Annotated in this window: 7 protein-coding genes; 6 read left to right on the plus strand and 1 reads right to left on the minus strand. The window is 30.9% G+C overall.

Annotated elements, in window-relative coordinates; all coding sequences use genetic code 11:
• Positions 1–5 precede the first annotated feature (5 nt).
• The 5 genes from alsT to mprF all read left to right on the plus strand — a co-directional run bounded on the left by alsT (position 6) and on the right by mprF (position 7,163).
• On the plus strand, positions 6–1,466 hold the full coding sequence (gene alsT / locus IDG63_RS10710; RefSeq protein ID WP_000651162.1) for a glutamine transporter AlsT: 1,461 nt from the start codon (positions 6–8) through the stop codon (positions 1,464–1,466).
• Between the two features lie 499 nt (positions 1,467–1,965).
• Positions 1,966–2,817, plus strand: a complete 852-nt coding sequence (gene glcT / locus IDG63_RS10715; protein ID WP_000505015.1) for a glucose PTS transporter transcription antiterminator GlcT — start codon at positions 1,966–1,968, stop codon at positions 2,815–2,817.
• Positions 2,792–2,959 carry a hypothetical protein gene (locus IDG63_RS10720; protein WP_001788758.1) on the plus strand — a complete coding sequence of 56 codons (168 nt, stop codon included), beginning with the start codon at positions 2,792–2,794 and terminating at the stop codon, positions 2,957–2,959. The genes glcT and IDG63_RS10720 overlap by 26 nt, the downstream gene beginning before the upstream one ends.
• Positions 2,952–4,160, plus strand: coding sequence for a cell elongation protein CozEb (gene cozEb, locus IDG63_RS10725; protein ID WP_001004752.1), 1,209 nt, complete (start codon positions 2,952–2,954; stop codon positions 4,158–4,160). Before IDG63_RS10720 ends, cozEb begins: the two co-directional genes overlap by 8 nt.
• Positions 4,161–4,640: 480 nt before the next feature.
• Entirely contained in the window at positions 4,641–7,163 is a 2,523-nt protein-coding gene (gene mprF, locus IDG63_RS10730) for a bifunctional lysylphosphatidylglycerol flippase/synthetase MprF (protein ID WP_001071136.1), read from the plus strand.
• 202 nt (positions 7,164–7,365) lie between these two features.
• Here mprF and msrA read toward each other — a convergent pair whose 3' ends face one another.
• Complete coding sequence (gene msrA / locus IDG63_RS10735) at positions 7,366–7,875, minus strand: peptide-methionine (S)-S-oxide reductase MsrA (RefSeq protein ID WP_001024830.1); 510 nt, start codon at positions 7,873–7,875, stop codon at positions 7,366–7,368.
• A 136-nt stretch (positions 7,876–8,011) separates the two neighbouring features.
• Between msrA and IDG63_RS10740 the strand changes: the two genes are divergently transcribed.
• Positions 8,012–8,995, plus strand: coding sequence for an LCP family protein (locus IDG63_RS10740; RefSeq protein WP_206176438.1), 984 nt, complete (start codon positions 8,012–8,014; stop codon positions 8,993–8,995).
• Positions 8,996–9,130: the final 135 nt, after the last annotated feature.

Raw genomic sequence — 9,130 nt, forward strand, 5'->3', positions numbered from 1 at the left:
TTATTTTGAAAGATTTCGATAGTTTAATTCCTGGATGGTTTAAAGAATTTGTCCATGTTGGTACCGATTTAATATGGTCTCAATATTTAATTGGTCTATTATTGACAGCTGGATTCTTCTTTACAATTAGTTCTAAATTCGTTCAATTACGAATGTTACCTGAAATGTTTAGAGCTTTAGTAGAACGTCCAGAAACTTTAGAAGATGGTAAGAAGGGTATTTCGCCATTCCAAGCATTTGCGATTAGTGCTGGTTCGAGAGTTGGTACTGGTAATATTGCTGGTGTTGCGACTGCGATTGTTTTAGGCGGTCCAGGTGCAGTGTTTTGGATGTGGGTTATTGCATTTATAGGTGCAGCGAGTGCATTTATAGAAGCGACTTTGGCTCAGGTTTATAAAGTACATGATAAAGATGGTGGATTCCGTGGTGGTCCAGCTTACTATATTACTAAAGGTTTAAATCAAAAATGGCTAGGTATCGTATTTGCGATTTTAATTACAATTACATTTGCATTTGTATTTAACACAGTGCAATCTAATACAATTGCGGAGTCGTTAAATACGCAATATAATATTAGTCCAGTAATCACAGGTATTATTTTAGCAATCGTAACAGCTATTATTATATTTGGTGGTGTACGTAGTATTGCTACGTTATCTTCGTTAATTGTACCGATTATGGCTATCATTTACATTGGTATGGTTTTAGTAATATTGCTATTTAATTTAGATCAAATTGTTCCTATGATAGGTACGATTATTAAAAGTGCATTTGGTATCGAACAAGTAACTGGTGGCGCTGTAGGTGCTGCGGTTCTTCAAGGTATCAAACGTGGTTTATTCTCTAACGAAGCTGGTATGGGTTCTGCGCCGAATGCAGCGGCAACTGCTGCCGTACCACACCCTGTTAAGCAAGGTTTAATCCAATCATTAGGTGTGTTCTTTGATACAATGTTGGTTTGTACAGCAACTGCAATCATGATTTTACTATATTCAGGATTGAAATTTGGTGATAACGCACCTCAAGGTGTTGCAGTTACTCAATCAGCACTTAATGAGCATTTAGGTTCTGCTGGAGGTATTTTCTTAACAATAGCAGTTACACTGTTTGCATTTTCATCTGTTGTAGGTAATTACTATTACGGTCAATCTAATATTGAATTTTTATCAACAAATCGTGTGATATTATTTATCTTTAGATGTCTTGTTGTAGTACTTGTCTTTGTCGGTGCAGTTGTAAAAACAGAAACAGTATGGAATACGGCAGACTTATTTATGGGCTTAATGACAATTGTAAACATTATTTCCATTATAGGACTGTCCAATGTAGCTTTTGCATTGATGAAAGATTATCAAAAGCAGAAAAAAGAAGGCAAGAACCCTGTCTTTAAACCTGAAAACTTAGAAATTAACTTATTTGGAATTAGTGCTTGGGGCGCTAACAAATATAAGAACTCTGATAAATAAATATTTTTAATGTAACGATTCATTATATAAAAATCAAATAAACCCTGAGGTTTTCAAATTAAAGCGAAAATCTCAGGGTTTTAAATTTGTACTCAATAATCATCTGTATCATTACACTAGTTAATCTAAGATTTGATTATATATTAATATAGTAAGGTTGAGATTTATTTCCTCCATTGGTGTGCAAAGACTATACCATTTATAAGACATATTGTTGGATAGATGAATATAAATTTATTTTAGTTTTGCACAATTTAATAGTGCGTTTTAGTTTGTATTGAGTATTAATTCAGATAATATATAAATAAATAGAATTATTTGTAAATATGGGAGTCAGATTTTTTTATTATAGTTATTCCACTTTGAGAGACATCGAAATTAAATTAAGATATATCATATAGGATAGGCGTGTAATAGAACACAAGTATTTAAATTATTATACTTTCAAGTTAGACATTTCCGATATATAATCTTAATAATAGAAAAATAGGTGATGATAATGGGAGAATATATTGTTACTAAAACATTGAACAACAATGTCGTAGTATGTACTAATAATGATCAAGAAGTTATTTTAATCGGTAAAGGTATTGGTTTTAACAAAAAAGAGGGAATGGCGTTAAACGACCAAACTATTACAATAGAGAAAATTTATAAATTAGAAAGTGAGCAACAAAAAGCACATTATAAAAGTTTAGTTGAAATCGCTGATGATAATGTATTACAAGTAATTATTGATTCGTTGAATTTTATTTCTAATACTGCGATGAATGTTGATTCAAAACAACTTGTAGTTTCATTAACGGATCATATTATATTTGCTTATAAACGCTTAAAACAAAATCAAGTTATTAGCAATCCATTTGTTATGGAAACTATGCAGTTATATAGTGATGCATATCATATTGCTAAACAGGTGATTGATCAGTTAAATGCAGCATTAGATGTACATTTTCCTGAAGATGAGATAGGATTTATTGCATTACATATTGCATCTAATACAGAAGATTTATCTATGCATGAGATGACCTTGATCAATAATGTTATTAAAAAAGGTATAGATATCATTGAATCAGACCTTGTGACAACTGTTGATAAGGAATCATTACAATACCAACGTTTTATAAGGCACGTACAATTTTTAATTCGCCGATTAAGAAGAAAAGAATATATACATGCACAAGATGATTTTGTGTCTATGATTAAAAATCACTATCCGATTTGCTATAACACAGCATATAAAATTTTAACTATGATACAAAAACAATTTGATGTTAATATCAGTGAGTCTGAAATTATATATTTAACATTACACATTCATCATTTTGAAGAAAGGATTAATCAATCCTAAATTAAGTGTATTACACGGGCGTTTCGTTACTGTAAAGGGTATTTGTATGGTATCATTGATGTTAGTAATTTTACATAAGTGGACTGTTTTTATACAACATCTTATGAATATTTTAAGTGGTGGTGAATCTATAATTGAATGAAAATGAAAAGAATATAAGAAAGAATTTTTTAAAATTTACCGAATCACGGTATATGAAGTTTGTTGGTGGGAATGATTTAGTCTTCTCATTAATAGCGCTAGTATTGTTGGGTATTGTTATTTTTATTTTCGAAAAAGTATCATATGTTTTTGATCCTTTTATCATCGTTTTTAAGACGATAGCAGCACCTATCATCGTCTCTTTAATTCTATTCTATCTATTTAACCCAATCGTAAATATGATGGAACGTTATAGAATACCAAGAGTTGCAGGTATTTCTATTATTTATCTAGCTGTAGTAGGTGTTATTACGTTAATTGTTAATTTATTGATACCTATTATTGGTTCGCAAGTAGATAGTTTAGTTAAAAATTCACCGCAATATCTAGAAAAATTAATTAATTCTATTGATAAAATAGCAAATAATACGTTTTTCTCTTCGTATTATAGTCAAATTAATGATTGGTTAAATTCTTTACCTAAGAAAATACCATCTATGTTAAGTGAATTTACAGATGGCTTTGGGTCTAAAATTGCAACGTTTGCAGAAACGATTGCTAATATTGGCGTTGTGATTGTCACAACACCATTTGTACTATTCTTTATGCTTAAAGATGGACATCACTTCAAAGAATTTTCAACGAATATTATGCCACCGAAATTCCGAAAAGATTTTCATGATCTACTTGAAAAAATGAGTGTTCAAGTTGGTTCATACATTCAAGGACAAATTATCGTTTCATTCTGTATCGGTATACTGTTGTTTATCGGTTATTCGGTTATCGGGTTGAAATATAGCTTAGTATTAGCTAGTATTGCGGCAGTTACAAGTGTTGTACCATATTTAGGGCCTACTATAGCGATTTCTCCAGCTATTGTAATAGCTGCTATAACATCGCCGTGGATGCTCTTAAAATTAGCAGTAGTATGGACTTTAGTACAATTTGTTGAAGGGCACTTCATTTCACCAAATATCATGGGTAAAACACTTAAGATTCATCCACTTACAATCATTTTCATTTTACTGTGTGCAGGCAAATTGCTTGGTATTGTAGGCGTTATTTTAGGTATTCCGGGATATGCTATTTTAAAAGTATTAGTTACTCATTTATTCCAATTATTTAAACGTCGATACAATCGTTTCTATGGTAATGATGTAGGTGAATATGATATTAAAGAAAGTAATAAAATAGTTGAATAAGTAATAAAAAATACCAATGACTATATGTTTGTTGGTATTTTTTATGGTGCTTATAATGTTGGGCAGTTACATTTATGATTATCAGCACATGTTTAGCTTATAAATTTTTACGAAAGTTTAGCCGTTTATAAAGCACATGCATAATGAAACGAGTATTTGCCACTTGATTAGTACTTCATTATTATGTCGAAAATAAAAATAAGTGGTATTTTTAATATATTAAGAAGCACTCATAATCGGCTGTTAATTAATAATATTTTTCATAAGTATTGATTCATCATTTTCTTTATGTTAAATATGAATCAGTATAGATAACCATATTGTTCTGTTTGAGATAGAAATATTTTCTATTTACTTCTTAATACAGATATCAATATGACAAAAGTGTTATATAAATCAAAGGTAAATGATATGCTATTTTTATGGTTTATATGATATATTTTGATTTATAACAGAAATAATTAGAATTGATGTGAAAAAATGAATCAGGAAGTTAAAAACAAAATATTTTCAATCTTAAAAATTACGTTTGCTACAGCTTTATTTATTTTTGTAGCAATCACATTGTATCGGGAGTTATCTGGTATTAACTTTAAAGATACGTTGGTTGAATTTAGTAAGATTAACCGTATGTCCTTAGTGTTACTATTTATTGGTGGTGGGGCATCGCTTGTTATTCTATCAATGTATGATGTGATTTTATCTAGAGCTTTAAAAATGGATATATCCTTAGGCAAAGTTTTAAGAGTAAGTTATATCATCAATGCATTGAATGCGATTGTAGGTTTCGGTGGCTTTATTGGTGCAGGCGTTAGAGCAATGGTTTATAAAAACTATACGCATGATAAAAAGAAATTAGTTCACTTTATATCCTTAATACTTATTTCAATGTTGACAGGTTTAAGCTTATTATCATTGCTAATTGTATTCCATGTTTTCGATGCATCTTTAATCTTAGATAAGATTACATGGGTAAGATGGGTATTATATGTAGTGTCATTTTTCTTACCATTATTCATTATTTATTCAATGGTTAGACCACCCGATAAAAACAATCGTTTTGTAGGATTGTACTGCACTTTAGTGTCGTGTGTTGAATGGTTAGCAGCTGCAGTTGTATTATATTTCTGTGGTGTAATTGTTGACGCTCATGTATCATTCATGTCCTTTATTGCAATATTTATCATTGCTGCATTATCAGGTTTAGTCAGCTTTATTCCTGGTGGTTTCGGCGCTTTCGATTTAGTTGTATTACTAGGATTTAAAACTTTAGGTGTCCCTGAGGAAAAAGTATTATTAATGCTACTTCTATATCGTTTTGCGTACTATTTTGTACCGGTAATTATTGCATTAATTTTATCATCATTTGAATTTGGTACATCAGCTAAGAAGTACATTGAGGGATCTAAATACTTTATTCCTGCTAAAGATGTTACGTCATTTTTAATGTCTTATCAAAAGGATATTATTGCTAAAATTCCATCATTATCATTAGCAATTTTAGTATTCTTTACAAGTATGATCTTTTTTGTAAATAACTTAACGATTGTTTACGATGCTTTATATGATGGAAATCACTTAACGTATTATATTCTATTGGCAATTCATACTAGTGCTTGTTTATTACTTTTACTGAATGTAGTTGGTATTTATAAGCAAAGTAGACGTGCCATTATCTTTGCTATGATTTCAATTTTATTAATCACAGTGGCGACATTCTTCACTTACGCTTCATATATTTTAATAACATGGTTAGCTATTATTTTTGTTCTGCTTATTGTAGCTTTCCGTAGAGCACGTAGGTTGAAACGCCCAGTAAGAATGAGAAATATAGTTGCAATGCTTTTATTCAGTTTATTTATTTTATATGTTAACCATATATTTATTGCTGGAACGTTATATGCATTAGATATTTATACGATTGAAATGCATACATCTGTATTGCGCTATTACTTCTGGCTTACGATTTTAATCATCGCTATCATCATAGGTATGATTGCATGGTTGTTTGATTATCAATTTAGCAAAGTACGTATTTCTTCTAAAATTGAAGATTGCGAGGAGATTATTAATCAGTACGGCGGTAATTATTTGAGTCACTTGATATATAGTGGTGACAAGCAGTTTTTCACTAATGAAAATAAAACAGCATTTTTAATGTATCGTTATAAAGCAAGTTCATTAGTGGTTCTTGGAGATCCGTTAGGTGATGAAAATGCCTTTGATGAATTGTTAGAAGCATTCTATAATTACGCTGAGTATTTAGGCTATGATGTTATATTCTATCAAGTTACAGATCAACACATGCCTTTATATCATAATTTCGGTAACCAATTTTTCAAATTAGGTGAAGAAGCAATTATTGATTTAACGCAATTTTCAACTTCAGGTAAAAAACGCCGTGGATTTAGAGCGACTTTAAATAAATTCGATGAACTTAATATTTCGTTCGAAATTATTGAACCACCGTTTTCAACTGAATTTATAAATGAACTTCAACATGTAAGTGATTTATGGCTAGATAATCGTCAGGAAATGCATTTCTCTGTTGGTCAATTTAATGAAGAATACTTATCTAAAGCGCCAATTGGTGTAATGCGAAATGAAGAAAATGAAGTAATTGCATTTTGTAGTTTAATGCCAACATACTTTAATGATGCCATTTCAGTCGATTTAATTAGATGGTTGCCAGAGTTAGATTTACCATTAATGGATGGTCTATACTTGCATATGTTACTTTGGAGTAAAGAACAAGGTTATACAAAATTTAATATGGGTATGGCAACGTTATCGAACGTTGGTCAATTGCATTATTCATATTTAAGAGAACGACTTGCAGGCCGTGTCTTTGAACATTTCAACGGTCTATATCGTTTCCAAGGATTACGTCGTTATAAATCTAAATATAATCCGAATTGGGAACCACGCTTTTTAGTTTATCGTAAAGATAATTCGCTTTGGGAATCACTTTCTAAAGTAATGCGTGTAATACGTCACAAATAATTAAAATCCAAGTGCTAAGAGGTATACAGTTATGCCTGATGCGCTTGGATTTTTTGGTTTCTATAAAGAATGATTTATAAAAAACGGTACAGATAAGAATATTTAAGTTTCCTATCTGTACCGTATTTTAATATTGAAATGAGCTAAAGTTAAGTCGCCTAACTTTTATTATCAGTCCAATCAGTTTCATCAAGTATAAATGTTATTGCTTATTTTTGTATTCTTGGCGTATTTTTTGTTCTTCTGCATAGCGCTCTGGATTTTTCTTATAAAAATCTTGGTGATAGTCTTCGGCTTTGTAAAATTGTGACGCTGGTAATATTTTTGTTGCAATTGCCTTATCAGCATTAATCGTATTTTTAAGCTGCTCGATATAAGTCTCAGCGAGTTCTTTTTGATGATCATTAGTGTAGAAAATAGCTGTTTGATATTGAGGACCACGGTCTTGATATTGACCACCTGTATCTAATGGGTCAATGACTGAGAAAAATATTTCTAATAACTTATTGTATGAGAATAATGCAACATCATATTGAATTTCAACAGTTTCTAAATGACCACTCGTACCTGATTTTACTTGTTCGTAAGTAGGATTTTCAATATGTCCGCCCATATATCCAGAAGTTACTTTTTCTATGCCGTCAAAGGTGTCAAATGGTTTCGTCATACACCAAAAGCAACCTCCGGCAAAATAAGCTGTATTAATATTCATTTTTGACATCCTTTCATTAGACCTTAGTACGATTTATTAAGAAATCACTTGCTTTTTGAATTGTTTTTATATAACGTTAATATGTGATTATTATAGTACACAAAAATCTATTTTTGAAGATATAAGGTAGGTAAATATGGATAAAGAAACTAATGACAACGAATATAGACGTCAAAGTGAACATCGCACTTCGGCGCCTAAGCGAAAAAAGAAGAAGAAAATTAGGAAATTACCTATCATTCTTCTGATTGTTGTAATTTTACTTATCGCATTAGTTGTATATATTGTACATAGTTACAATAGCGGTGTAGAATATGCCAAGAAACATGCGAAAGATGTTAAAGTACATCAATTTAATGGACCAGTAAAAAATGATGGTAAAATTTCTATTCTTGTACTCGGTGCAGATAAAGCACAAGGTGGACAATCAAGAACAGATTCTATCATGGTTGTTCAATATGACTTTATCAATAAAAAGATGAAAATGATGTCTGTCATGCGTGATATTTATGCAGATATTCCAGGATATGGAAAACACAAAATTAATTCAGCATACGTTTTAGGTGGTCCAGAGCTACTTAGAAAAACACTTGATAAAAATTTAGGAATTAATCCTGAATATTATGCAGTAGTTGATTTTACTGGATTTGAGAAAATGATTGATGAATTAATGCCTGAAGGTGTACCAATTAATGTCGAAAAAGATATGTCGAAAAATATTGGTGTATCTTTGAAAAAGGGTAACCATAGGTTGAATGGTAAAGAATTACTTGGTTATGCAAGATTCCGTCACGACCCTGAAGGTGACTTCGGACGCGTGCGACGTCAGCAACAAGTGATGCAAACATTGAAAAAAGAAATGGTTAATTTTAGAACAGTTGTTAAATTACCAAAAGTTGCAGGTATTTTAAGAGGCTATGTGAATACAAACATTCCTGATTCAGGGATTTTCCAAACAGGTTTGAGTTTTGGTATCCGAGGTGAAAAAGATGTTAAGTCATTGACTGTGCCAATCAAGAACTCATACGAAGATGTCAATACAAATACTGATGGTAGTGCATTACAGATTAATAAAAACACAAATAAACAAGCTATTAAAGACTTTTTAGATGAAGATTAAAAATAAACAAGAGGCTGGGACATAAATCCCTAAAAAAACAGCAGTAAGATAATTTTCAATTAGAAAATATCTTACTGCTGTTCTCTATTTATACAATACTTCGTATTGAATGGCTTCGCTTTCCTAGGGTGCCGT

The sequence above is a fragment of the Staphylococcus sp. EG-SA-14 genome, assembly GCF_017151935.1.
Classification (GTDB): domain Bacteria; phylum Bacillota; class Bacilli; order Staphylococcales; family Staphylococcaceae; genus Staphylococcus; species Staphylococcus aureus.